Source organism: Halopseudomonas salina (genome assembly GCF_014637955.1).
GTDB classification, from domain to species: Bacteria; Pseudomonadota; Gammaproteobacteria; order Pseudomonadales; family Pseudomonadaceae; genus Halopseudomonas; species Halopseudomonas salina.
Window position 1 is genome coordinate 246053 of record NZ_BMFF01000005.1, and the last position, 220, is coordinate 246272.

The window sequence follows — 220 nt, forward strand, 5'->3', positions numbered from 1 at the left end:
AGGCTGTGCGCTCAACCGACATCGGAGTGATGCGGGGTTTGCTGTCCAAGGGCAAAAACAAACACCGTTTTTTGATGAACGCTTTTAGTGGTTTTGCTTTTCTCGCCGGCAAATGATGAGCTAGCTGCAGACGCAGGACGAGAGGACTAAGCCGACCGTCGCTGGCAGGGATGCCAGCGTCGAGCCTACAGGGACGTACTTGCAGCGTGTCGGCGTGGAC